This is a genomic window from Hydrogenophaga sp. 70-12 (assembly GCF_001897365.1).
In the GTDB taxonomy this organism is placed as follows: Bacteria; Pseudomonadota; Gammaproteobacteria; order Burkholderiales; family Burkholderiaceae_C; genus Hydrogenophaga; species Hydrogenophaga borbori.
The window spans coordinates 1-2,049 of sequence record NZ_MKSS01000214.1 but is presented as its reverse complement, the minus strand read 5'-3'; the positions used below and the strand labels follow the sequence as shown (position 1 = coordinate 2,049).

2 protein-coding genes are annotated in these 2,049 nt (G+C 67.8%); both read left to right on the top strand.

The window, feature by feature from the left end; translation table 11 throughout:
• Window positions 1-575: GltB/FmdC/FwdC-like GXGXG domain-containing protein (locus tag BGO22_RS12775; RefSeq protein ID WP_502686457.1), on the top strand; the 575-nt coding region annotated here is incomplete at its 5' end.
• A gap of 39 nt (window positions 576-614) precedes the next feature.
• Window positions 615-2,049, top strand: a 1,435-nt coding sequence (locus BGO22_RS12770; protein WP_286851142.1) for a glutamate synthase subunit beta, incomplete at its 3' end; no start/stop codon positions are given.

Below are 2,049 nucleotides of genomic sequence, written 5' to 3'. Positions count from 1 at the left end.
ACATCATCGTGGGCAATACCGTGCTCTACGGCGCCACCACGGGCGAGGCCTTCTTCGCCGGCGTGGCCGGCGAGCGCTTCGCGGTGCGCCTGTCGGGCGCCAGCGCGGTGGTGGAGGGCACCGGCGACCACGGCTGCGAGTACATGACCGGCGGCACCGTGGTGGTGCTGGGCAAGACCGGCCGCAACTTCGCGGCCGGCATGAGCGGCGGCGTGGCCTACGTCTACGACGAGGATGGCCGCTTCGCCGAGCGCTGCAACACCGCCATGGTGAGCCTGGAGCCCGTGCCCACGGCCAAGGAACAGGAGGCCGCGTCCAGCGCCGGCGCCTGGCACCGCGGCCAGACCGACGAGGCCTTGCTGAAGAAGCTGCTGGAAGACCACAACCGCTGGACCGGCAGCAAGCGCGCGCGCGAACTGCTCGACAACTGGGCCACGGCGCGGGGCAAGTTCCTCAAGGTCTTCCCGAACGAGTACAAGCGCGCGCTCGGCGAGATGGCCGCGAAGCAGACGGCCGCCGCCGCGACCACCAAGGCGCAAGGCTCGGCCAAGAAGGCCACCGCGCCCGCGAAGTAAGCCCACGAGATACAGCCCCACGAGATACAGGACAGCACCATGGGAAAAGTCACCGGCTTCATGGAATACGAGCGCATCGAGGAGGGCTACGCGCCCGTGCCCGATCGACTGAAGCACTACAAGGAGTTCGTTGTCGGGCTCGATGATGCGCAGGCCAAGCTCCAGGGCGCTCGCTGCATGGACTGCGGCACGCCGTTCTGCAACAGCGGCTGCCCGGTCAACAACATCATTCCGGACTTCAACGACCTCGTGTACCAGGGCGACTGGAAGAACGCGATCACGGTGCTGCACAGCACCAACAACTTTCCCGAGTTCACCGGCCGCATCTGCCCCGCGCCCTGCGAGGCCGCCTGCGTGCTCAACGTGAACGACGACCCGGTGGGCATCAAGTCCATCGAGCACGCCATCATCGACCGCGCCTGGGCCGAAGGCTGGGTGGCGCCGCAGCCGGCCAAGCACAAGACCGGCAAGAAGGTGGCCGTGGTGGGTTCTGGCCCCGCCGGCCTGGCGGCCGCGCAGCAGTTGGCGCGTGCCGGCCACGACGTGACCGTGTTCGAGAAGAACGACCGCGTCGGCGGCCTGCTGCGCTACGGCATCCCCGACTTCAAGATGGAGAAGTCGCACATCGACCGACGCGTCGAGCAGATGCAGGCCGAGGGCGTGGTCTTTCGCACCGGCGTGCTGGTGGGTGCCCTGCCCGAAGGCAGCGAGGTCACCAACTGGGCCAAGGAAACCGTCAGCGCCGAGCAGCTCAAGGCCGAGTTCGACGCCGTGCTGCTCACCGGCGGCGCCGAGCAGAGCCGCGACCTGCCCGTGCCGGGCCGCGAGCTGGACGGTATCCATTTCGCCATGGAGTTCCTGCCCCAGCAGAACAAGGTCAACGCGGGCGACAAACTCAAGGGTCAACTGCGTGCCGACGGCAAGAAGGTCATCGTCATCGGCGGCGGCGACACCGGCTCCGACTGCGTGGGCACCAGCAACCGCCACGGCGCCACCAGCGTGACCCAGTTCGAGCTCATGCCCCAGCCGCCCGAGCAGGAGAACAAGCCCCTGGTCTGGCCCTACTGGCCGCTCAAGCTGCGCACCAGCTCCAGCCACGAAGAGGGCTGCGCGCGCGAGTTCGCTATCTCCACCAAGGAGTTCATCGGCAAGAACGGCAAGCTCACGGGCCTGAAGACCGTGCACGTGGAGTTCAAGGACGGCAAGTTCGTCGAGGTGCCGGGCACCGAGAAGGAATACAAGGCCGACCTGGTCCTGCTCGCCATGGGCTTCACCAACCCCGTGGCCACCGTGCTCGAGGCCTTTGGCGTCGACAAGGATGCGCGCGGCAACGCCAAGGCCACGACCGACTTCACGGGGGGCTATGCGACCAACGTGCCCAAGGTGTTCGCCGCCGGCGACATGCGCCGGGGCCAGTCGCTGGTGGTCTGGGCCATCCGCGAGGGCCGTCAGGCGGCCCGTTCGGTGGATGAGT